We start from the raw sequence: 21,831 nt of genomic DNA on the forward strand, positions 1-21,831 counted from the left end.
CCGCGAGCGCGGGCGTCAGGCTGCTCGCGATGCCCGTCATCGAGTCGCCCGAGATCATCCACCGCGAGACGCGCGAGGACGCGCTGCTCGGCGTGCAGCGGCTGCTCGACAAGCACCGGTCGTCGGTCCTCGCGGTCCGCACCGGCGCGACCGACCTGTGCAGCGTGTACGGCATCCGGCGCGGACGGGACCTCACGATCTGGGACGTGCGACTCGTCGCGGGCGTGCTCACGGACGTCATCAACGTCCTGGGACGCACGGACGGCACCGGGTTCGTCGTCACCGGGCCGGTGTGGGAGTACTTCAGCAGCGACGAGCGGCTGTTCAAGCCGCAGCTGCGGCACACGCCGTTCGACCAGCACGACGCGAACCGGCTGCGCGCCGACCTCATCACGCGCGACCTCGACGGGCTCATCCGCGAGGTGGTGCTCGACAAGGTCAACGGCCTCACCGGCAAGACCGTCATCCACCCGAGCCACGTGCCCGTGGTGCACGCCCTGTCCGTCGTCACGCACGAGGAGTACGCCGACGCGACCGACGTCCTGGAGGCGGCCGGCCGGTCCGGCGTCTCGGCGTCGCGCTACGGCAACAAGATGAACGAGTCGAAGCCGCACCTGTCCTGGGCCGAGCGGACGATCCTGCGCGCGCGGGCCTTCGGGGTCGCCGCGGAGGACGTCGGCCTCGTCGACCTGCTGGCCGCGACGGCGGGACGCGCGTGACGGCGCCCGTCGACGCGCTCCGCTCGGACGCACCCGGCGCCGCGTCGCCGGTGACGTGGACCGGTGCGTGGGTGTCGGACCGGCTCGACCTCACGCTGCGCACGTCGGTGTCGCCCGTCGGGCTGGACCTGACGGACCTCGTCGGGCTCGCGGTGCGCCGCAACCCGCGCCGCGCGCACCTGCTGGTGTCGCGCGTGCTCGGCAAGCACGTCCCGACCGACCCGCGCGTGGTCCGCGGCGCGGGCCTGCTGCTGGGTGCGCTCGCGGCGCGGTCGCTCGTCGAGCCGCCGCCGGCCGAGGCGACCGACACCGGCGCAGACCTCGACGACCGCCTCCTGAGCGCGGGCGCCGTGCTGCGCGACGCCCTCGACGGCGACCCCGTCGCCCCGACGCTCCTGACCGGCGTGGTCGCCGACCTGGTGGCCGAGGACCCCGCGCCGGCCCTCGTGCTCGGGTACGCGGAGACGGCGACGGCCCTGGGTCACGCGGTCGCGGACGCACTCGGTGGTGCGCCGTACCTGCACTCGACGCGGCGACCTGTCGAGGGCGTGCCGTCGGTCGGGGCGTTCGAGGAGGACCACTCGCACGCGACGACGCACCTGCTGCTCCCGGCCGACCCGGTGCTGCTCGCGTCGGCCGCCCCGCTCGTGCTCGTCGACGACGAGCTCTCCACGGGCACGACCGCGCTGCACACGATCGAGGCCGTGCACCGGCTCGCTGCGCGCGACCGGTACGTCGTCGCGACGCTCGTCGACCTGCGCACCGACGACGACCGCGCCCGCGCCGTCGCCCTCGCCGACCGCCTGGGTACGCGCATCGACGTCGTCGCGCTCGTCGCGGGCCAGGTCGACGCCCCGGACGACGTGGTGACGCGCGGCGCGGCGCTCGTCGCGGAGGTGGACGCCGCGGCGGCCGCGCACGACCGCCCCGACGCCGCGTCCGCCGTCGCGGGTGACGCGCTCGCCGAGGACGGCGCCGACCCGGCGTCCGTCGTCGCGCACGACGCGCCTGCGGTCGCTCGCGGGAGCATCGCGGGCGGGACCGGCACGGTCGGTGCCGCAGCCCGCGTCGACGACGGCCGCGCACCCGCCGCGGACCCCGACCGGCCGGGACGCGCGGCGGTCCGTCGCGTCGACGTCGGGTGGCCGGCCGGGCTGCCGGAGACGGGGCGGCACGGTGTGGACGCCGAGGACCGTCGGGCGCTCGACGCCGCGCTCCCGACGTGCGTGACGGCGCTGCGGGATGCGCTCGCCGCCGGCCCGTCGCGCGCGCTCGACGCCGGGGGACGCGTCCTGGTCCTGGGGACCGAGGAGCTCATGGACGCGCCGCTGCGGCTCGCGGAGTCGCTGGCGGTCGTGCTCGACGGCACGGTCGAGGTGCGCTTCTCGACGACGACGCGCTCGCCGGTCCTGGCCGTCGACGACGCGTCCTACGCGATCCGCTCGGCACTGACGTTCTCCGCGCACGACGACCCCGCCGACGCGGCCCCTGGCGAGCCCGGGCACCGCCGCTTCGCGTACAACGTCGCACCGGCGACGCCCGGCGACCGGTTCGACGCGGTCGTCGTCGTGACCGACGCGCCGGGCGACTCCCCGGCGCTGAGCTCCCCGGGCGGCCTGCTCGACGAGGTCGCGGCGCACACCGACGACGTGCTGCTGGTCGTCCTCCCGGGCGCTGCGGCGCAGCGCGCGGCGGCGACCCGCGCCGCCCTCGGCCTGCCAGGGCACCGCACCGACGCCACTGCGCTGCCCGAGCCGCTGCGCGGACCCGCGTTCGGGTCGTACGCGCCCGACGAGGTCACGTGGCTGCTCACGGACCTGTCAGGTGTGGCGCTCGAGGCGCCCGTCGAGGAGCGCGAGGAGGCCGTGCAGTCCGGCGGCGCGCACTACGCGGAGTCGCTGCCGGTCGAGTACCAGCCGAGCGCGGCGTACGTGCGGCTGTTCGACGAGGCGCTCGAGGCGGGTGCGGAGCGGCTCGCGCACGCGGTCGGCGTCGTCGCGGAGCAGGTCCTCGCGGCGCGCGGCGACGGCGTGACGCTCGTGTCGCTGGCCCGCGCGGGCACCCCGGTCGGCATCCTGGTCCGCCGCTGGGCGCACCGGGTGCACGGCCTCGACCTGCCGCACCACGCGGTCTCGATCGTGCGTGGCCGCGGCATCGACGACGTCGCGCTGCGGTACCTCGCGGCGCACCACGACCCGGCGTCGGTCGTGTTCGTCGACGGCTGGACGGGCAAGGGCGCGATCGCGCGCGAGCTCGACGCCGCGCTGGCCGACCACGAGCGGCGCACGGGTGTCGCGTTCCCGCGGGATCTCGCGGTGCTCGCCGACCCGGGCCGCTGCGTGCGGCTCGCGGGGACGCGCGACGACTTCCTCGTGCCGTCGGCGTGCCTGAACTCGACGGTGTCGGGCCTGGTCTCGCGCACGGTGCTCAACCGTGACCTCATCGGCCCGGACCAGTTCCACGGCGCGAAGTTCTACGCGGACCTCGCGCCCGCGGACGTGTCGGGGCGCTTCCTCGACGCGGTCGCGGCGCGGTTCGACGACGTCCGCGACGCGGTCGAGCGCGACTGGCGCGCCCTGGCCGACGCGCACGCCGACGTCGACTGGGCCGGCTGGGCCGCGGTCGAGCGGATCGTCGAGGAGTACGGCATCGGGGACGTGAACCTCGTGAAGCCCGGCGTGGGCGAGACGACGCGCGTGCTGCTGCGGCGCGTACCGTGGCGTGTCCTCGTCCGACCCGACGTCGACCCCGCCGACGTCGCGCACGTCCGGCACCTGGCCGCCGAACGAGGAGTTCCCGTGGAGACCGTCGCCGACCTGCCCTACTCGTGCGTGGGCCTCATCCACCCACGGTTCACCGCCGGCGCGACGGGCGCCGACGGCCGGGCCGTGCGGGGTGACGCGTGAGCGCCGTGGTGGTCGCGTGCGACCTGGACCGGACGCTCATCTACTCGGCGGCGGCGCTGCGGCTCGGCGGCGACGACGAGCAGGCGCCCGCGATGACGGTCGCCGAGGTGTTCGAGGGCGAGCCGGTGTCGTTCTGGACGCGCGACGCGGAGGAGATGATCGGCGACCTCGTCGAGGCGGCGTGGTTCGTCCCGACGACGACGCGCACGCGCAAGCAGTACGCGCGCGTCCGCTTCCCCGAGCCGGGTCCGCGGTACGCGGTGACGTCGAACGGCGGGCACATCCTCGTCGACGGCGAGCCCTGCGCGGACTGGTCGGCGACGGTGCGCGCGCGGCTGGGGGAGTGCGCGCCGCTCGCGGAGGTCGTCGAGCACCTGCGCGTCGTCGCCGAGCAGCCGTGGGTGCGCAAGCACCGCGTCGCGGAGGACCTGTTCACGTACCTCGTGGTCCACCGCGACCTGCTGCCGCCGACGTTCGTCGACGACCTCACGGCGTGGTGCGCCGAGCGCGGGTGGACGGTGTCGCTGCAGGGGCGGAAGGTGTACTGCGTGCCCGCTCCGCTGACGAAGTCCGCCGCCGTGGCCGAGGTGGCGCAGCGCGTCGGCGCCGACCTCACGTTCGCGGCCGGCGACTCGCTGCTCGACGCCGACCTGCTCGTGGCGGCCGACCGCGCGTTCCGCCCGGCGCACGGCGAGCTGCACGAGGCCGGCTGGCAGGCGCCCCACCTGACGGTGACGCGGCGCGCGGGTGTCGCGGGTGGCGAGGAGATCGTCGCGCGCCTGCTCGCCGCGGTGCGTGCGCAGGCCGCCGGTGCGCCGGCCCCGGCCGTGATCGTGGCCGGCCCGTGAGCGTCCGTCGCTCGCTCGCGCGCGCGTACTGGCGGGTCAGCCGCTGGACGCTGCGCACCGAGCGCGTGCCCGCGGACGGCGCGGGCATCCTCATCGGCGCCCCGCACACCTCGAACTGGGACTTCGTGCTGATGCTCGCGATCGCGGGCGAGGCCGACCTGACGTTCCGCTGGCTCGGCAAGCACACGCTGTTCCGCGGCCCGGCCGGTCCCCTGATGCGCGCGCTCGGCGGCATCCCGGTCGACCGCCGCGACCCGGCAGGGCTCGTCGACGAGCTCGTGGGACGGCTCGGCAGCGGCGAACGCTTCTACCTCGTCGTGACCCCCGAGGGGACGCGCCGCGGCGACGGCTGGAAGTCGGGCTTCTACCGCATCGCGCGCGCGACGGACCTGCCCGTGACGCTCGGCTACGTCGACCGCAGGACGCGCACGACCGGCCTGGGCCCGACCCTCACGCTGACCGGCGACGTGCACGCCGACATGGACGAGATCCGCGCGTTCTACGCCGACAAGGCGGGCCACACCCCGTCGCGCCGCACGGAGCCCCGCCTCCGCGACGAGTCCCCGACCCCGCCGCCGCCTCCGCCCGCCTGACGCCGGAGACGCCGCCGGAGCGGTCCGCGTCTCGTCCCGGTGCGTCCACAGGACCGGGCATTTCACCCGATCGTGAGCGCACCGCCCTGCCAGGATGCTCGGCGTGACAGCCGCCGTGGACGTGCCGGACGACGTCCGCGCCGACGTCGAGCCGCGGCCGGCCGCGCCGTGGTGGCGCCGGGCGGTGGCGCTCGCGCTCGACGCGGCGGTCGTCGGGGCGGTGACGTTCCTCGCCGTCGGGCCCGGCGGCTGGCCGTGGGAGTGGTCGGTCGTGCTGGGCGGGACCAATCCCGTCCCGGGTGCCGGCGTCCTGGTGTGCGTCGGGGCGACGTGGCTCGTGCTGCTCGCGCTGCAGGCGTGGACGGGCGCGACGCCGGGCAAGCGGGTCGTCGGCGTCGTCGTGGTGGGCCGGGCGGACGGGCGGCCGCTGGGCCCGGTCCGCACCCTGGTCCGGGCAGCCGCGCACGCGCTCGACCTGCTGCTGCTCGTCGGCTTCGTGCGTCCGCTGTGGGATCCGGAGCGTCGGACGTTCGCGGACAGCCTGTGCGGGACCGACGTGCGCGTCGGCCGCAGCGTGCCGCGGCGCGACGGACCGCACGGGCGACGGCGTGGTGCCGCCGTGGGCGCCCGGCGGGCGCGCGTCGCGCGCCGGGGTGCGGTGGCGACGACGGCGGCCGCCACCGCGCTGTGCGTCGCCGGGGTCGCGCTCGGGGCGGTGCAGTCGACGGTCGTGACGCCGGCGTCGGACCGCGCGTGCGGGTTCGCCGACCGCCCGATGGGGGAGGACCCGCCGATCGCGTCCGTCGAGCTGCGCGTCCCGGAGGTGACGCGGCAGACCCGGCTCGGGATCACGCGTCAGGTGGGTGGCCCGGCGGACGCGACCGTGACGTGGGTCGTCGCCGACCAGGAGGAGGCGCCGGACGGGACGCGCCTGAGCGTCCGGTTCAGCACGGCGTCGGGGGACGTCGTGGCGGAGGCCGGCGGCACGGTCCGCGGCGGCACGCTGGTCCCTGACGACGGCCCGGTGCTGGGGGGCCTCGTCCTCCCGGTCCCGCGGCACGTGCTGGAGGCGGCCGGCGCGGGCGGGTCGTGGGAGGCGGGCGTCGGGACCGCGTCCGTGCGCGCGGCGCTCTGCGGGGACACGCTCGACCCGTCCTGAGTCGCCGACGGCAGCGCGGGGGCGCGCTGACGGGCGTCGCCCTACGCTCGGCGCATGGAGCGTCGGCGCGCGGAGCCTGTGGTCGTCGAGCGTCCCGCGGTGCCGTACGTGGGGATCGCGGCGCGCGTGACGACGGCGACGCTCCCGTCCGTGGCCGAGCGCTTCGACGACCTGTTCACCTGGGTCGAGGCGCACTCGCTGACCCCGGCCGGCCCCCCGTTCTTCCGGTACCGGGTGGTCGACATGGAGCGCGAGCTGCTGGTCGAGGCCGGGCTCCCGCTCGACGAGGCGGTCGCCGAGGCCGACGGCGTCGTGACGCCCGACGTGCTGCCTGCGGGCCGCTACGTCGTCACGACGCACGTGGGTCATCCGGACGAGCTGGTCCAGGTGACGGCGGACGTGCTGGCGTGGGCGGAGGCGCACGGCGAGGCGTGGGACCGGTGGCCGACCGAGGACGGCGAGGCGTGGGGCTGCCGACTAGAGCTGATGTTGACGGATCCGCGCGTGGAGCCCGACATGAGCCGCTGGGAGACCCAGCTGGCCTTCCGGATCGTGGACAGCCCGGGCCGGTGACACGTGCCGAGCCGCGTCTTCACGCGGAAGCGCGCCCGGGAGTGCGCCGACCGGGTGAATTGGACGGCCGTACGGAACTGGTGACTGGTAGCGCTTCCCTTCTCGTCTCATGTTGCTCTAATGTCGGACTTGTCAGCGAAACGGCAAACCCTCCGCAAGGGGGGGACGCAAAGCCACGGGACCCACGGGGTCAGCCGGGCTACCGAACAGACAGGAAGATGACATGGACCAGCGCGGGTTCTCCGTCGACCCCTCCGAGGCAGCCACCCCCTTCGTCCTCCCGGCCTCGCGCCTGCAGGCATGGGCGGCCCTCGCGGAGCGGCAGCACACTCTGGAGCTCGTCCCGGCGCAGCGCGACTACCTCGCCGCCTGACGACGACACCACCTCACGGACGCCGGTCCCGGGTCACCCCGGGGCCGGCGTTCGCGCGTGCGCCGGCGGTATCGGCCGCGTCGGGTCGGGCACCCGCCGGCTGCGCGGGTCCGCGACGCCGCAACGCCGCGAGCCGCACGCGCCGTGCCCGCCTCGCGCGGTTTCGTCCGGTTCTTGGCTAGCCTCGGCTCACCGGGCTCGCCACTCGGGGCGGCTCGCTTCCGAGAGAAGGTCGCATGGACAGCTTCTGGAGCTGGTTCTGGCTGCTGATCTGGTGGTTCCTCTTCTTCGCGTACCTCGTCATCCTCTTCCAGATCCTCACCGACCTCTTCCGTGACCGGACGCTCAGCGGCTGGTGGAAGGCGGTGTGGATCGTCGGCCTGGTCGTCTTCCCGTTCCTCACGGCGCTGATCTACGTGATCGCGCGCGGCGGCGGCATGGCGGAGCGGCAGCACGCCGTCCTCAAGCAGGCTCAGGCGGACACGGACAGGTACGTCCGTGACGTCGCCGGCGCGTCGCCCGCCTCGCACATCACGGAGGCCAAGGCGCTGCTCGACCAGGGCGTCATCACGCCCGCGGAGTTCGCGCAGCTCAAGGCCAAGGCGCTCGCCTGACGGTCGTCGCAGCACTCCGGCTCAGACCGACGGACCGGCCCCACGACCGGGGCCGGCCCGTCGGTCGTCGCGAGCGTCCGCGCCGACGGAGCCGCCGTGCGCGCGCGGCCGTGCCGTCGTGCGGGCGTCAGAGCTCGCCGCTGCGTTGCAGGTAGCGCATCGCGGCCCAGCCGAACGGGATGCGCAGCCAGTAGGTCAGCGCGCGGAACAGGACCGCGATGGACGTCGCGACACCGAGGTTCATCCCGGTGACGCCCGCGAGGGTCGTCGCGAGCGCGAACTCGACGGCACCCATGCCGCCCGGCGTCGGCACGAGCGCCCCGGCCGTGTTGCCCGCGAGGTACACGAGCGCGACCTGGATGAGGCTGGCGTCCTGGTTGAGCGCCTGCAGGCACGCGTCGAACGCCAGGATGTAGCCGAGCGTCATGGCGAGGTTGCCGCCGACGGCCAGCGCCAGCCGCCACGGCTGACCGAGCACCTCGATGAGCCGGGGCCACGTGCGCTGCAGGGTCGGCAGCGACTTCGCGAGCACCCACTGGCGCACGGGCGGCACGAGCAGGGACGCGCCGACGAGGGCGGCGACGATCCCGATCGCGACGAGCATCGCGCCCGAGATCGGCAGCTGCGACTCGCTGCGCCCGGAGATGATGGTCAGGCCCAGCAGCAGCACGAGCGTGACGATGAACTGGCTCACCTGCACGAGCGCGACCGTCGCGGCGGACAGCGTGGTCGACACGCCGCGCTTGGTGAGCATGCGCAGGTTGAGCGCCGCCGGGCCGATGCCCGCGGGCGCGGCCAGGGCCACGAAGGTCGCGGCGGTCTGGACGAGCGTCGCGCGCCAGATCGGCAGGCGCACCGGGGAGAACGCGACGAACGCGAGCGCGGCGGTGACGAGCGTGCTCATGCCGAGCGCGAACGCGAGGACGGACCACCGCCAGTCGCTCTTGGCGAGCGCGTCGCCGATCTCCTCGACGTTGATCGTCGCGAGGATCGCGAAGATCGCGACGACGGTGAGGAGGATCGTCACGACGGTGCGGGCACCGAACCGCACGAGCTGCTCGGGCTCGACCGACGCCTCGGGCAGGCGCGCGACGAGCGCGGTGCGCAGGTCGGCGAGCACCTGCTTGTGCGCGCGCATCTCGACGCGGGTCTCGCGCGGGAGCGTGATCGTCTGGAGCAGCGGTCCGACGGCGGCGAGGTCGGACTCGGGGAGCACGGCGGCGGCGGACTCGAGCGCGCGGGTCGCGCCGACGCGCAGCGCGAGGAGCGCGACGAGCTGCGTGACGTCCATCCGGCGCGCGAGGTCGGACGACGCGACGTCGCCCTGCTCCCACCCGACGAGCCACACGACGGGCTGCCCGACGAGGTCGTCGACCAGCACGACGTCGCTGGTCAGCGCGCGGTGCGCGACACCGGCGGCGTGCGCGAGCTGCAGCTGCGCCCAGATCTCCCGCAGCAGGTCGTCGGTGAGCCGCTCGGGCGGCAGGTCGGCGAGCGGCACCGCGCGTCCGGGGCGCTCCTGCACGAGGAGCATCGAGTCCTCGGCCTCGGCGATCGACAGCAGCTGCGGGGTGCGGACGCCCGCGGCGCGCGCGGCGTAGGCCTGCAGCGCCGCCCGGCTGGTGGCCTGCCGCAGCGACACGACCGAGCGGCCCTCGATGCCGCGCATCCGGATCGACCGCCAGAGCCGTTCGAGGCCGCCCACGACCTGCCGGTCACCGTCGATGACGAGGACGTCGAGCTCGTCGCCCGAGGTCGTCGTGAGCTCGTAGACGCGGTTGCCCGTCGAGCGGGTCAGGGCACGGGACGCGGGTGACCCGTCGAGCTCGACCGGCTCGGTGCCCTCGCGCTCGGCGAGCCGGGCCGCGTCGGCATCGGTCGTGTCGTCGGCGACGCGGGCCAGGCGCGCGGGCTCGAACCCGGCGCGCCGGATGCCGTCGAGCAGGCTCGTGCCGTACGCGCGCTCGGACTGCACCCCGGAGACGTACCGGACGACCATGCCGGCGACGCGCCCGATCAGCAGCGACACGACGAGGCCGGGCAGCGAGACGCGCCCGATGACGAGCAGCACGGCGCCGCTGATCCAGACGACGTTCCACGACCAGTCGACGGAGCGGCGCCGCCCGCGCGGACCGGCGACCGTCAGCAGCGCGACGACCATCGCGAACACGGGCGGGAGCGAGACGACCAGATCACCGCTGACCCGGATCGACAGGCCGGTCGCGAGGTCCTCGGACCCCCACTCGACGATGACGAACCGCAGCGCCTCGTTGAGCGCGACGGCGACGACGGCCGCGGTCACGCCCTCGAGGAGCTGGCGGCCCAGCCGGCGGATCGCGAGCTCCGCGAGCACGGCCAGCGGGATCACGAGCGCGACGAGGACCTCGAGCAGCTGCACGGGGATGAACAGGATCCGCCGCAGCAGGCTCGCGAAGCCCTGCACGTCCTCCGCGACGCCGCTCGTCGTGTTCGGCGCGTAGAGCGCGAGCGCCAGGACCAGGACCACGCCGGCCGCGGCCAGCACGGCGTTCAGCAGGTCGGTCGGATGGTGCACCCGGACGGTCGGGACGTCCTCGACGACGACGCGCGCCTCGGCCGGGTCGCCGCCGTGCTCGCCGACCGTCGGGTCGGTGGGCGCGCCGCCGCGCGCGCGGTCCGCGTCGACCGCGGCCGCACGACCCGAGGGCGGCGTCGACGACATACCGGCGAGTCTAGGCAGCGAGGGCCTGTCTGCCCGGGAGCTTGCACGTGACGTGGGACGGGACCGGACGTCCGGTGCGGGCGTGTTCGGCGCGCTTCGTCCCGATGTGCGGGTCTAGCGTGGCCGACGAGGGACACCGTTGGCGTGCGGGTGCGGTCCCGCGAGGTGCCCCGGGGCGTGTGCCCGAGGAGGTCACGTGGTCGACGAGGTGGGCGCAGAGGTCGAGACGACGCTGCGCAAGATCTGGTGGCTCCCCGTCCTGCGCGGAGCCGTGCTGCTGGTCCTGGGTCTGCTGATGCTCGTCCGACCGATCGACACGGCGACGCTGCTCATGTGGATCTGGGGCGTGTTCGCCGTCATCGACGGGGTGCTGTCGCTGGGCATGTGGCTCGGCAACCGCAAGGAACCGGGTGCGGGCTGGTGGGCGGTCGCCGGCCTGGTCGGGATCGCGTTCGGCGTGATCGCGATGGTGTGGCCCGACAAGTCGGTGACCGTCGTGTTCTACCTGATCTCGCTGTGGATCCTGGTGCTGGGCGTCCTCGCGATCATCGCGTCGGTGACCCTGTACCGGGCGCGCGACATCGGCTGGTACTGGGTGCTGACGTTCGGGCTGGTGTCGTTCCTGTTCGGCCTGCTGGTGCTCATCAACCCCCAGGAGACGATCGCGGTCGTCATGGTCCTGCTGGGCCTGTTCGCGTTCGTCGGCGGTGTCGTGCTCATCGTCAGCGGCTTCGCGACGAAGTCGTTCGTCCGCGCGGTCGGCCGCGGCTCGGCCGTCGTCTGACCGGTCCGGACCGGCGGGTGGTGGGGCGCGTCAGGACAGGAGCAGCGCGTCCCGCCACTCGTCGGGCACGAGCGCGTAGCCGACGAACACGAACACGTCCATGAGCGTGTGCGCGACGACGAGCGGCATGACCCGCCGTCGTCGCCGGTAGTACTCCGCGAAGACCAGGCCCATGACGACGTTGCCCGCGAACGCGCCCCACCCCTGGTACAGGTGGTACGACCCGCGCAGCAGGGCGCTCGCGACGACGATCGCGGGGGCGCTCCAGCGCAGGTCGCGCAGGCGCTCCATCAGGTAGCCGACCGCGATGACCTCCTCGAGCAGCGCGTTCTGCAGCGCCGACAGCACGAGGACTGGGACGGTCCACCAGGCGGCGTTCAGGGCCGCGGCCTGCACCTCGACCGTGATGCCGAGCAGGCGTCCGACGGCGTAGAGGCCGAGACCGGGGATCCCGATGAGCGCGGCGAGCCCGGCGCCGACACCGAGGTCGCGCCACGGCCGCGTGCCGTCGAGCCCGATGCGGCGCACCGCGGAGCGCCCGTTGGCGGACAGCAGGTAGAGCGCGAGCGCGACGGGGACGAGCGCGAACCCGATCGACAGCAGCTGGTAGGTGAGGTCGAGCCACGGGCGCGGGGAGCGGCTGGGGTTGAGCGTCGCCGTCTGGCTGCCGAGCGACTCCTCGCGCGTGAGGCGGTCGAGGATCGCGACGACGGCGTAGACGCCGGACCGCCCGAGCGACAGGCCGAGCACGATCCAGATCTCCGCGGTGAGGCGGCGGCGGACCGCCCGTGGGCCGGGCGGCGGGGCGAACGGGGGCCGCGCGTCGTCGTCGCGGGGCGACGTCACGGTCGAGCCTGCGGTGCCGCCGGTGCGCCCGGGGTCGGCGGGCGTCGCGTCGCCGGGCGCCGTCGTCGTCATGCGTCCGAGCCTAGGTCGCCCACCTGGACGTGCGCTGACAGCGGCCTGTGCCGAGGACCCGTGGGTGCGCGGACGGCTGCCGGCCGTCGACGTGGGCTCTCGGAGACACATCCGCGCGAGAGCGCGACATCGATGTCGCGCTCGGGAGGGGAAGTCGCACCGGGACGGCGCGGCGAAGCCCCTTGCGCGCGGGCACGTGCGCAAACTACTTTGTGATGCAAAGTTGATCGAAGCGGACATGCAGAGCGCGCGAGGGGGACGGCGATGAGCGGCGACACGGGCGGCTCGGCCGACGGCGGGCGCTCCGGCGACGGGCGGTCCGACGACGAGCGGTCCGACGACGCGCCGCTCGACGCCGCGCAGGCGCTCGCGGTCATGGCCGCCGCACGACGCTCCGCCGGCGCCGCGTACCCGTCGGGGGCGTTCCTGTTCCTGCTGTGGGGAGCCGTCTGGCTCGTCGGGTACGGGCTGATGTGGCTCTCCGCGGGGGACGACGGCACCCCGTCGGGGATCGCGGCGGGCGTCGCGATCACGCTCGGCGTCCTCGGCACGGTCGGGACGCTGTGGCACGTCCTGCACCGCAGTCGTGGGCTCGTCGGGTCCAGCGCCCGGACCGGAGCCCTCTACGGGTGGTCGTGGGCGATCGGGTTCGTCACGCAGGCGCTGATCGTCACCGCGCTCGCCGACGCCGGCGCACCCCCGGAGGTGTCGGCGCTCGCGGGCAACGCGCTCGCCGCGCTCGTCGTCGGCCTGCTCTACCTGGCCGGGGGAGCGCTCTGGGACGACCTGCCGATGTACCTGCTCGGCGCCTGGATCGCCGTCGTCGGCGGTGCGAGCGCGCACGTCGGCCTCCCCGGCACCTACCTCACGATGTCCCTCGCGGGCGGCGGCGGGATGCTCGTCGCCGGCACGTACGCGGCCGTCCGGGAGTGGCGGAGGCGCCGTGCCTGACGCCCCGCTCGACCCCGTCATCCACACCGAGGCGCGCCTGCGCGTCGTGTCCGCGCTCTCCGCGCTCAGCCGCGGCGACCGCATCAGCTTCCCGCGGCTGCAGCAGCTGCTCGACATGACCGCGGGCAACCTCTCGACCCACCTGCGCCGACTCGAGGAGGCGGAGTACGTGACCATCACCAAGACCCACGAGGGCCGCACACCGGTGACCTACGTGGAGCTCAGCGACACCGGGCGCGCCGCGCTCGCCCGGTACACGCGCGTGCTGCGCGACCTGCTCGGGGGGCGGCTGTGAGCGCCGTCCTCGAGGTCGACCACGTCATCCGCCGCTTCGGTGCGGTGACGGCGCTCGACGACGTGAGCCTCACCGTCCAGCACGGCGAGCTCGTCGGCCTGCTCGGACCGAACGGCGCGGGCAAGACGACGCTGCTCAGCCTCGTCAGCGGCCTGCGCAAGCCCGACAGCGGCACGGTCCGGCTGTTCGGCGGCGACCCGCGCGCCGCCGCGTCCCGCATCGGCCTCGGCACCACGCCGCAGGAGACGGGCCTGCCCGCGACGCTCACGGTCGGGGAGGTCGTCGACCTGGTCGGCGGGCACTACCCGGACCCGATGTCGCGCGCCGAGGTGCTCGGCCGCTTCGGCATGACGGACCTCGTCAAGCGGCAGACCGGCGGGCTGTCGGGCGGCCAGAAGCGCCGGCTCGCGGTCGCGCTCGCGCTCGTCGGGCGGCCGCGTCTGGTGCTGCTCGACGAGCCGACGACGGGTCTCGACGTGGAGGCGCGGCACATCCTGTGGCAGGCGCTGCGGGACTACCACGCCGACGGTGCGACGGTCGTCCTCACGAGCCACTACTTGGAGGAGGTCGAGGCGCTCGCGGAGCGCGTCGTCGTGGTCGGCGGCGGCCGCATCCTCGCCGACGACAGCCTCCAGGCCGTCATCGGGCTGGTCGGGCTGCGGCGCGTCCTGCTCACGCTGCCGGCGTCGTCGGCCCTCGACCCCGCCACGCTGCCGGGCGCGCACACCGCGCACGCCGAGGACCACGGGGGCGGTCGCCGCTGGACCGTGCTGGCCGAGGACGCCGACGCGTTCGTCCGCGCGCTCGTCCGGACGGACGCGCCGTTCACGGACCTGGAGCTGCGGGGCGCGTCCCTCGAGGAGGCGTTCCTCGCGCTCACCGAGCGGGGCGCCCCCGCGGGCCCCGCCGACCCCACGGCGACCGACCGGTCCCGCCGTGACGACGACGTCGAGGAGGCCGTCCGATGACCGCGACCACCGCCGACCGGCCGGTCGCCCGCGTGCGGCCGTTCTGGCCGCTCGCCCTGCTGCACGCCCGGCTCAACTTCATCGAGACCGTGCGCATCCCCATCGCGGTGCTCGGCAACCTGCTGTTCCCCGCGCTCGCGCTGCTGTTCTTCGTCGTGCCGCAGCGGTCCGTCGCGGAGGACCCGCTGGTCGCGACCGCGGCCGTCGCGCAGCTCGGCACGTTCGCCGTGATGTCGACGTGCCTGTTCACGTTCGGCGTCGGTGTCGCGGAGGACCGCGCGCTCCCGTTCGACCCGTACCTGCGCACCTTGCCCGCCGGCGCCGGACCGCGGCTCGCGGGCCGTGTGCTCAACGGCGTGCTGTGGGCGTACCTCGCGCTCGTGCCGCTCGTGGTCATCGGCGCGCTGCTCACCGAGGCCGTGCTCCCCGTCGGGCGGGCGCTCGCGGCGGTGGTCGTCGTGCCGCTCGTCGCGGTCCCGTTCCTGCTGCTGGGCGTCGCGATCGGCTACCGGCTGTCGTCGAAGGCGGCCATCGCGGTCGTGCAGGCGACGCTGTTCCCGCTGGCCTTCGCGGGCGGGCTGTTCCTGCCGCCCGAGGCGTTCCCCGGCTGGCTCGACACGATCTCGAAGGTCCTGCCGTCGCGCGCCGCGCGCGACCTCGCCGTCCAGGCGACCACGGGCTACGAGGCGTACGCGTGGGCCGTGCCGGTCCTGGTCGGCTGGACCGTGCTGTTCGCGGTCCTCGCGGCGCTCGCGTACCGCAGCGACGAGGGCCGCCGCTTCCGCTGAGGCGTGGCGTCAGCGCTTCTTCGGGATGAGCGCGAAGTCCTCCAGCACCAGCCGGTTGCGGTCCTGCTTGGCCTTGAGCGTGGTGTCGTCCTTGACGCTCTTGCTCGCCTCCGTCAGGTTCTGCTTGTCCGAGGTGACGACGTCGATCACGGAGAAGACCATCCGGACGGTGCCGGTGAACCCCCGCTGGTGGAGCCGGCGCAGCACGTGGTACGCCTCCATCTCGACGGTCCGGACGCCCAGGCGCAGGAACTCCTCGACCTGGGTGGGCGTCTCGTGCAGGACGTTCTCGACGTGCCCGTGCGTGACCTCGGCCGCCGCCTCGACGGTCGACCGGTTGCGCAGCTCGAGCGGGGCGCCACCGCGCTCCGGGTACACCCTGCCCTGCGGACGGACGAGCGCGCCGGGCCCGATCTTCTCGTCGAGCGACCCGCAGATGCCGTGCAGGTTCACCGCGGACAGCGGCACACCGCGCTCGTGCAGGACGTCGAGCAGCACCCCGGCGAGGTCGGCGTTCGCCCACGCGATCTCGACCGCGAGCTGCAACGAGCCGTCGACGACGAACGCGACGAACCGCAGGTCCTGCGCGAGCACCTTCAGGCGCTTGCGGTGCTCGAGGAGGACGGGGTGCACGAGCGACAACGGCAGGATCGACAGCCCGACCGGCCCGTCGCGGTACCACCGCAGGTCCCCGATGCCGGCGAGGACGGGCTGCCGGGCGTCGAGCCGCCCGCGTGACGTCGTGACGCGGCCCTCGGCGCCGAGGACCCGCAGGTAGGTGCGGGTCTGCTCGTACGCGCTGTCTCCCGCGAGGTTGACGACGCGCAGCACGCCCTCGGACGCGTGGTGGAAGACGCCGCCGACGAAGTCGCTGCCCTCGTTCACGTGGGTGTGCCCGGGGAGGCCGGTGATCGTCGACCGGTCGCGGTGGAGGACGATCCGCGGCACCGTGCGGATGAGCGTGACCCGGGCCGCCAGGTCCTCCGCCGATCCCTGCCCGGCGAGCTTCTGACGGGCGTAGGTCACGGGGTCGAGCCCGGTGGGAAGTCGCTCCGGCAGGTCGGCGGGCCCGGTGTCCTCGAACTGGTCCGAGGGTGCCGGCTCGTGGGCGGACGGGAGGAGGTAGGCGGGCGGCGGGTACTGCGCGCTGAACGCGACCGTCCCGACCACGGGGTGCTCGAACGTCCGGTCGTAGTGGCGCGCCACGGACGCCGGGAGGTCGGCGATGGGGATCGGCCGACCCTTCCACGCCCACGCCGGCGGGCGCGGCGAGGGTGCGACGGTCGGGGGTCCGAGCCGGGGCGGCGGTACCTGCTGCTCCCCGACGGACGGTCGCGGCTGCTCACCGGGCAGCAGGCCGGGCTGGTAGCCGGACGTCGGCACGGGTCCTGTCGTCAGCGGCGGGGGCGGGGTGACGCCGATGGCGGACGACCATCCCCTGCTGACCACCCGCTACACGCAGTCCTTCGACGACGGCAGCGGCGTCGTGCGGTACGCCCCGGACGACCCGTACCCACCCGCCGTCGCCGCCGCGAACCCGGCACCCGCGCTCGTGCCCGGACCGGGCGCCCCGGTCGGGCCGCCGCCCACCACCGGTCCCCCGCCCCCGGACCAGACGAGGACCGTGCCCTTCCCGCGCTGGACGACGACCGGGCCGTGCAGGAGCGCCGTCACCGCCCGGTTACCGGCGGCCCGCTGGAGCGCGAGCAGGGCGGTGACGCCCGGCGGGTGGGCCGGTCTGCCCGGGGCGGCCGCGCCCCGGTGACGCGCGGCGGCCGTGGGCGACGCCGACCGCGCCGTCGTGCCCGGGGCGTGCGCGGCCGGTCCGCTCATCACCCCACGCTCGCACCGCGCAGACGCGGACGGGCACCCCGTGCGCCCGTGCCCGGAGGGCAGGGCGGGGTGCCCGTCCGGGCAACGGCCGCAGCGGTCAGGCGAACGTGCGCAGACGCAGCGAGTTGCCGACGACGAGGACCGACGAGAACGCCATCGCGGCGCCGGCGATCATCGGGTTGAGCAGCCCGAGCGCCGCGAGCGGGATCGCCGCGACGTTGTACGCGAACGCCCAGAAGAGGTTCTGCCGGATCACCGACAGGGTCTTCCGCGACAGCCGCACCGCCTGACCGGCCGTGCGCAGGTCGCCACGGACCAGCGTGAGGTCGGCCGCCTCGATCGCGACGTCCGTCCCCGTGCCCATCGCGAGGCCCAGGTCCGCCGTGGCGAGCGCCGCGGCGTCGTTCACGCCGTCGCCGACCATCGCGACGCGCCGTCCCTCGGCCTGCAGCCGCTGGACCTGCGCGACCTTGTCGGCCGGCAGCACCTGCGCGATGACGTCCTCCTCCGCGATCCCGACGGACCGCGCCGCGGCGCGCGCGGCGCCGAGGTTGTCGCCGGTCAGCAGCACCGGCCGCAGCCCGAGGGCCCGCAGCTCGGCGACGGCCTGCGCCGACGTCGGCTTGACCGGGTCGCGCAGGACGAGCACGCCCCGCGCGGCACCGTCCCACGCGACGACGACCGCGGTCGCACCGTCGTCCTCCGCGCGACGGACCACGTCGTCGACGGCGTCGGTGGTGACGCCCTCGTCGCGCAGCCAGCCGGTGCGGCCGACGAGCACGCGACGCGAGAGCCCGACGCCCGCGTGGGCGGTGCGGACGACGCCCGACACGCCGTGCCCGGCGTGCGCGCGGAAGTCGTGCACCTGGTCGGCGCCGATGACGACGCCGTCCGCGCCGACCTCGACGCGCCCCGGACCCTCGGCGGGGCGCGCGTCGGTCCGGGCGTGCGCGGCGGCGGAGCCCGCGCCGGTGGCCGGCACGAGGGCCCCTTCCGCCGTGTCGCGGGACGGGTCGGTCGCGGCCCCGGCGATCGCGCGGGCGACCGGGTGCTCGGCGAGCTGCTCGACCGCGGCGGCGTAGCGCAGGGCGTCCTCGCGCGTCGTGCCCTCGACGGGCAGGACGTCGACGAGCGCCATGCGGCCCTCGGTCACGGTGCCGGTCTTGTCGAGCACGACGGTGTCGACGGTCCGGGTGTTCTCGAGGATCTCGGGACCCTTGATGAGGATGCCGAGCTGCGCACCGCGGCCCGTGCCGACGAGCAGGGCGGTCGGCGTCGCGAGCCCGAGGGCGCAGGGGCACGCGATGATGAGGACGGCGACGGCGGCCGTGAAAGCCGCCTGGACCGAGCCGCCTGCGAGCAGCCACGCGACGAGCGTCCCCACCGCGAGGACGAGCACGACCGGCACGAAGACCGCCGAGATGCGGTCCGCGAGCCGCTGCACGGGCGCCTTGCCCGTCTGCGCCGCGGCGACGAGCCGGCCGATCTGGGCCAGCCGCGTCTCCTCCCCGACGCGCGTCGCGCGCACGACGAGCGCACCGCTGGTGTTGACGGTCGCGCCGGTGACCTCGTCACCCGGCCCGACGTCGACGGGCACGGGCTCGCCGGTCAGCAGCGACGTGTCGAGCGCGCTGGTGCCGGACACCACGACGCCGTCGGTCGCGACCTTCTCGCCCGGGCGCACCGTGAACTCGTCACCGACCGTCAGACGAGCGACCGGGACGCGCTGCTCGGTGCGACGCCCGTCCGGGCCCGTGACCAGCAGCGCGACGTCCTTCGCGCCCAGGTCGAGAAGCGCGCGCAGCGCGTCGCCCGCGCGGCGGCGGGACCGGTGCTCGGCGTAGCGGCCGGCCAGCAGGAACGTCGCGACGACGGCCGCGACCTCGAAGTAGAGCTCGGGCATGCCCATCTCGCCGTGCCCGGCGTCGGCCGCGGGCCACAGCGTCGGCGTCATCGTCATGCCGAGCGTGCCCGCACCGCCGAGCAGCAGCGCCCACAGCGACCAGCCGGTCGCCGCGACGATGCCGATCGACACGAGGGTGTCCATCGTCGACGCGCGGTGCCGGGCCGCGCGTGCGGCGGCCTTGTGGAACGGCCAGGCCGCCCACGTCGCGACCGGCAGGGCGAGCGCGGCGACGACCCACTGCCAGCCGCGGAACTGCAGCGCGGGGATCATCGACAGCAGGAGGACGGGGACCGTGAGGACGGTCGCGACCCGCAGCCGGCGGCGCAGGTCGGTGCCGCGCGCGTCGGTGGGGGCCGACGTGTCCTCGTCCTCGTCCATCTCGTGCCCCGGCGCCATCGAGTGGCCCGAGAGCGCGTGCTCGAACGGGTCCATGGCGTGCCCGTGCCCGGCGCCCTCGTGGGCGGCGGCGACCGTGGCGGCGCCGTGACCGGCGTGGTCGACGGTCGCCTGCGGGTCGACGCCCTGCGTGCCGCCGGCCTGCCCCTGCGCGGGGTGCGCCGCCCCGTGCGCGCCGTGGCCCTCGTGGCCCACGTGCTCGGTCGCGGACGCCGGCGCGTCCCCGCGACGGGCCGTGACGCGACCGTCGTACCCGGCGCGCCGGACCGCGGCGAGCAGCGCGGAGTCGTCCGCGACGCTGCCGTCGTCGGACGGCCGCAGCTCGACGTGCGCGGTCTCGAGCGCGAGGTTCACGGTCGCCGACGCCCCCGGCACCTGGTTGAGCCGCCGCTCGACGCGCGCGACGCACGACGCGCACGTCATGCCCTCGACGTCGAGGTCGACGAGGGCGACGGGTGCGCCCGTCGTCGGGCGCTCGTCCTGGGTGCTCACAGCAGGGACCTCCGGGGGGTGACGGCGTAGCCGGCCTCGACGACGGCCTCGGGGACCGCGTCGTCGGCGAGCGGGGCGTCGGACGTGACGCGGACGGTGGACGACCCGCCGACGACGAGGTCGACGGCGACGTCGGTGACGCCGGGGAGGGCGGACAGCTCGGTGGTGACCGCGTGCACGCAGTGGCCGCAGGTCATGCCGTCGACGCCGAAGGTGGTGGTCTGGGACATGGGTCTCTCCTTGATCGGGTGGGGGAGCGGGGTCAGCTGCGGACGAGCCGGGCGATCGCGTCGGAGGCCTCACGGACCTTCGCGGCGCCCTCCTCGGGGGACTTCCGTGCCGCGTCGACGACGCAGTGGCCGAGGTGGTCCTCGACCAGGCCGATGCTCACGGCCTGGAGCGCCTTGGTGACGGCGGAGATCTGGGTGAGGACGTCGATGCAGTAGACGTCCTCGTCGACCATGCGCGCGATGCCGCGGACCTGCCCCTCGATGCGGCGCAGGCGCTTGAGGTAGTCGTCCTTCGCGTCGGTGTACCCGTGCACGGTGGCCTCCCCGGTGGTCGTCATACGCACCCCAACACGGTACCCCCCGGGGGTATTCCCGATCATCATGTGAGACGCCCTGGTCACGTCGTGGACGCGCATCCCTACAATTACGACCGACCTACTCAGGTTTATCGACCCGTCGTCGTGCCCCCGCACGACCCCCTCCTCGAGGAGCCCCATGAACGCCCGCACCACGCGTCGAGCACGGATCGGAACGGCGCTCGCGATCGCGGCTGTCTCCCTGCTGACGGCCGCGGGCTGCGCGTCCTCCGAGGCCGCGGACAGCGGCACGGACAGCACGGCCGACTCCGGCGCCGCCGAGCCCACCACGATCGACCTCGTCGGCTTCGCCGTCATCAAGTCGGCCTACGACGCGCTCGGCGAGGCGTTCGCCGAGACCCCCGAGGGCGAGAACGTCACCATCGCCGCGTCCTACGGCGCGAGCGGCGCGCAGAGCCGCGCGGTCATCGCCGGCCAGCCCGCCGACGTCGTCGCGCTGTCGCTCACGCCCGACGTGCAGGCGATCGCCGACGAGGGCCTCGTCGCCGAGGACTGGGCGTCCGACGAGGACAAGGGCATCGTGTCCCACTCGGTCGTCGTCATCGCCGTCCGCGAGGGCAACCCGCTGGGCATCACGGGCTGGGACGACATCGTGAAGCCGGGCGTCGGCATCGTCACCGCGGACCCGGGCACGTCCGGCTCGGCGAAGTGGAACCTGCTCGGCGCCTACTCGCAGGCGCTCGGCGAGAACGACGACAAGGCCGCCGCGGAGGCGTACCTCGGCAAGTTCGTCGACAACGTCGTGAGCTGGAACGACAGCGGCCGCACCGCGACCGAGGCGTTCGTCAACGGCACGGGCGACGTGCTCATCTCCTACGAGAACGAGGCCATCGCGGCGCGCGCGTCGGGCATCGCGCTCGACTACGTCGTGCCGGACACGACGTTCCTCATCGAGAACGCCGCGGCCGTGACCGTCGACGCCCCCCAGCAGGCGAAGGACTTCCTCGACTTCGTGCGGTCCGACGAGGGTCAGCTCATCCTCGGCAGCAAGGGCTTCCGTCCGGTCGGCGACGCGGAGGCGGCGACCGACGTCGAGGGCGCGAACGACCCGTCGAACCCGTTCCCGGACGTCGAGATCGTCACGGTCGAGGACCTCGGTGGCTGGAAGACGGTCAACACCGAGCTCTTCGACAAGGAGAACGGTCTCGTCGCGCAGCTGCGCAAGTAACGGTCATGGCGCTCCTGACCAGGACCGAGGAGGTGACGCCCGCGCGGGTCGCGCGCGGGCGTCGCCCCGCCCCCGACGGCCGCTCCCGGCTCGGCCGCGGCTCGGCCGTCGGGCTCGGCGTCGGCGTGCTGTGGCTCAGCCTGCTGGTGCTGCTGCCCATCGCGGCGCTCGCGTCGACCGCCTTCGAGGACGGGTTCGGCGCGTTCTGGGCCGCGGTCACGACGCCCGAGGCGGTCGCG

21 protein-coding genes, 1 pseudogene and 1 riboswitch are annotated in these 21,831 nt (G+C 74.9%); of the genes and pseudogenes, 15 read left to right on the plus strand and 7 right to left on the minus strand.

The features are described 5' to 3' along the window. From OMK64_RS17975 to OMK64_RS18010, 8 genes are all read left to right on the plus strand, one after another. A partial coding sequence (locus OMK64_RS17975) for an HpcH/HpaI aldolase/citrate lyase family protein (protein WP_272729733.1) occupies positions 1-719 on the plus strand: 719 nt, incomplete at its 5' end. Continuing rightward, complete coding sequence (locus tag OMK64_RS17980) at positions 716-3,625, plus strand: phosphoribosyltransferase (protein WP_272729734.1); 2,910 nt, start codon at positions 716-718, stop codon at positions 3,623-3,625. The genes OMK64_RS17975 and OMK64_RS17980, both read left to right, overlap by 4 nt. Continuing rightward, positions 3,622-4,473 carry an HAD family hydrolase gene (locus OMK64_RS17985; RefSeq protein ID WP_272729735.1) on the plus strand — a complete coding sequence of 284 codons (852 nt, stop codon included), beginning with the start codon at positions 3,622-3,624 and terminating at the stop codon, positions 4,471-4,473. The genes OMK64_RS17980 and OMK64_RS17985 overlap by 4 nt, the downstream gene beginning before the upstream one ends. Beyond that, on the plus strand, positions 4,470-5,066 hold the full coding sequence (locus OMK64_RS17990) for a 1-acyl-sn-glycerol-3-phosphate acyltransferase (protein ID WP_272729736.1): 597 nt from the start codon (positions 4,470-4,472) through the stop codon (positions 5,064-5,066). The genes OMK64_RS17985 and OMK64_RS17990 overlap by 4 nt, the downstream gene beginning before the upstream one ends. 103 nt (positions 5,067-5,169) lie before the next feature. Then, positions 5,170-6,225 (plus strand): RDD family protein, encoded by a 1,056-nt coding sequence (locus OMK64_RS17995; RefSeq protein ID WP_272729737.1) that lies wholly within the window; start codon positions 5,170-5,172, stop codon positions 6,223-6,225. Between the two features lie 54 nt (positions 6,226-6,279). Continuing rightward, the gene (locus tag OMK64_RS18000; protein ID WP_272729738.1) at positions 6,280-6,798 is read left to right on the plus strand and encodes a GyrI-like domain-containing protein; all 519 of its coding nucleotides are present in this window, start codon (positions 6,280-6,282) and stop codon (positions 6,796-6,798) included. Positions 6,799-6,930: 132 nt separating this feature from the next. Continuing rightward, positions 6,931-7,005: riboswitch (cyclic di-GMP riboswitch) on the plus strand. A gap of 16 nt (positions 7,006-7,021) precedes the next feature. Next, complete coding sequence (locus tag OMK64_RS18005; protein WP_160142783.1) at positions 7,022-7,171, plus strand: hypothetical protein; 150 nt, start codon at positions 7,022-7,024, stop codon at positions 7,169-7,171. A 236-nt stretch (positions 7,172-7,407) separates the two neighbouring features. Further along, on the plus strand, positions 7,408-7,785 hold the full coding sequence (locus OMK64_RS18010; protein ID WP_272729739.1) for an SHOCT domain-containing protein: 378 nt from the start codon (positions 7,408-7,410) through the stop codon (positions 7,783-7,785). Positions 7,786-7,912: 127 nt separating this feature from the next. Here the strand turns inward: OMK64_RS18010 and OMK64_RS18015 are convergent, their stop codons facing one another. Continuing rightward, entirely contained in the window at positions 7,913-10,486 is a 2,574-nt protein-coding gene (locus tag OMK64_RS18015; protein WP_272729740.1) for a lysylphosphatidylglycerol synthase transmembrane domain-containing protein, read from the minus strand. Between the two features lie 196 nt (positions 10,487-10,682). On the opposite strand from OMK64_RS18015, the gene OMK64_RS18020 reads away from it, so the two are divergent. Next, on the plus strand, positions 10,683-11,270 hold the full coding sequence (locus OMK64_RS18020) for an HdeD family acid-resistance protein (protein ID WP_124341042.1): 588 nt from the start codon (positions 10,683-10,685) through the stop codon (positions 11,268-11,270). Between the two features lie 30 nt (positions 11,271-11,300). Here the strand turns inward: OMK64_RS18020 and OMK64_RS18025 are convergent, their stop codons facing one another. Further along, the gene (locus OMK64_RS18025) at positions 11,301-12,188 is read right to left on the minus strand and encodes a CPBP family intramembrane glutamic endopeptidase (RefSeq protein WP_272729741.1); all 888 of its coding nucleotides are present in this window, start codon (positions 12,186-12,188) and stop codon (positions 11,301-11,303) included. Between the two features lie 264 nt (positions 12,189-12,452). Here OMK64_RS18025 and OMK64_RS18030 point away from each other — a divergent pair, with 264 nt between their 5' ends. The 4 genes from OMK64_RS18030 to OMK64_RS18045 are packed head-to-tail and all read left to right on the plus strand — an operon-like array spanning position 12,453 to position 15,190. Then, a complete protein-coding gene (locus tag OMK64_RS18030; RefSeq protein ID WP_272729742.1) occupies positions 12,453-13,139 on the plus strand; it encodes a hypothetical protein in 687 nt (228 codons plus the stop codon). Continuing rightward, the gene (locus OMK64_RS18035) at positions 13,132-13,434 is read left to right on the plus strand and encodes a transcriptional regulator (protein ID WP_272729743.1); all 303 of its coding nucleotides are present in this window, start codon (positions 13,132-13,134) and stop codon (positions 13,432-13,434) included. The genes OMK64_RS18030 and OMK64_RS18035 overlap by 8 nt, the downstream gene beginning before the upstream one ends. Then, positions 13,431-14,402 (plus strand): ABC transporter ATP-binding protein, encoded by a 972-nt coding sequence (locus OMK64_RS18040; RefSeq protein ID WP_272729744.1) that lies wholly within the window; start codon positions 13,431-13,433, stop codon positions 14,400-14,402. Before OMK64_RS18035 ends, OMK64_RS18040 begins: the two co-directional genes overlap by 4 nt. Continuing rightward, positions 14,399-15,190, plus strand: a complete 792-nt coding sequence (locus OMK64_RS18045; RefSeq protein ID WP_272729745.1) for an ABC transporter permease — start codon at positions 14,399-14,401, stop codon at positions 15,188-15,190. The genes OMK64_RS18040 and OMK64_RS18045 overlap by 4 nt, the downstream gene beginning before the upstream one ends. A gap of 9 nt (positions 15,191-15,199) precedes the next feature. Here the strand turns inward: OMK64_RS18045 and OMK64_RS18050 are convergent, their stop codons facing one another. The 5 genes from OMK64_RS18050 to OMK64_RS18070 form a co-directional block, all read right to left on the minus strand. Beyond that, positions 15,200-16,573 (minus strand): nucleoside phosphorylase-I family protein, encoded by a 1,374-nt coding sequence (locus tag OMK64_RS18050; RefSeq protein WP_272729746.1) that lies wholly within the window; start codon positions 16,571-16,573, stop codon positions 15,200-15,202. A 69-nt stretch (positions 16,574-16,642) separates the two neighbouring features. Next, a complete protein-coding gene (locus OMK64_RS18055; protein ID WP_272729747.1) occupies positions 16,643-17,023 on the minus strand; it encodes a hypothetical protein in 381 nt (126 codons plus the stop codon). A 97-nt stretch (positions 17,024-17,120) separates the two neighbouring features. Next, positions 17,121-19,817 (minus strand): heavy metal translocating P-type ATPase, encoded by a 2,697-nt coding sequence (locus tag OMK64_RS18060; protein WP_272729748.1) that lies wholly within the window; start codon positions 19,815-19,817, stop codon positions 17,121-17,123. Next, on the minus strand, positions 19,814-20,047 hold the full coding sequence (locus tag OMK64_RS18065) for a heavy-metal-associated domain-containing protein (RefSeq protein ID WP_272729749.1): 234 nt from the start codon (positions 20,045-20,047) through the stop codon (positions 19,814-19,816). Before OMK64_RS18065 ends, OMK64_RS18060 begins: the two co-directional genes overlap by 4 nt. 32 nt (positions 20,048-20,079) lie before the next feature. Beyond that, on the minus strand, positions 20,080-20,385 hold the full coding sequence (locus OMK64_RS18070; RefSeq protein ID WP_210728618.1) for a metal-sensitive transcriptional regulator: 306 nt from the start codon (positions 20,383-20,385) through the stop codon (positions 20,080-20,082). Between the two features lie 157 nt (positions 20,386-20,542). Between OMK64_RS18070 and OMK64_RS18075 the strand changes: the two genes are divergently transcribed. After that, complete coding sequence (locus OMK64_RS18075; RefSeq protein ID WP_272729750.1) at positions 20,543-21,592, plus strand: sulfate ABC transporter substrate-binding protein; 1,050 nt, start codon at positions 20,543-20,545, stop codon at positions 21,590-21,592. A gap of 5 nt (positions 21,593-21,597) precedes the next feature. Continuing rightward, positions 21,598-21,831: pseudogene (locus OMK64_RS18080) on the plus strand (molybdate ABC transporter permease subunit); the annotation flags it as partial.

The sequence above is a fragment of the Cellulomonas fimi genome, from assembly GCF_028527925.1.
GTDB classification, from domain to species: domain Bacteria; phylum Actinomycetota; class Actinomycetes; order Actinomycetales; family Cellulomonadaceae; genus Cellulomonas; species Cellulomonas fimi_C.